The 293-nt window shown below is 64.2% G+C and carries 1 pseudogene; it reads right to left on the bottom strand.

Features of this window, described 5'->3' with window-relative positions:
- A pseudogene (locus EN786_RS37150) lies at positions 1 to 181 on the bottom strand (aspartate aminotransferase family protein); the annotation flags it as partial.
- Between the last annotated feature and the right edge of the window lie 112 nt (positions 182 to 293).

Here is a 293-nt window from a genome sequence, read left to right as displayed (position 1 = left end):
CCGGGAAGCCGCCGGCCCAGCGGCGCATCCAGTGCGACGGTCCGCCATAGAGGTAATGTGTCCTGCCCTCCTCCCATGCCGCCGCCGAGCGCGGATGCGTGGCGAGGAACCGCGCCTGCTCGCGGTCGAGCAGGCCGTCGATCGTTGCGGGGTGCGAAGCAATCTTGCTGGCGGCCGTCACGGCGCTGAACTCTCCCTGGCGCGCAAAATTCCGGGGCGCTTAACCGTTCCCATTTGGTTCACTATTTGAACCGCTGTTTTGTATGTTATAGGCACACTGAAGGCAGGACGAG

The organism is Mesorhizobium sp. M4B.F.Ca.ET.143.01.1.1, from assembly GCF_004792275.1.
GTDB lineage: Bacteria > Pseudomonadota > Alphaproteobacteria > Rhizobiales > Rhizobiaceae > Mesorhizobium > Mesorhizobium abyssinicae.
Note: the sequence above shows the minus strand (reverse complement) of the source record. Positions and strands in the feature narration are given on the sequence as shown.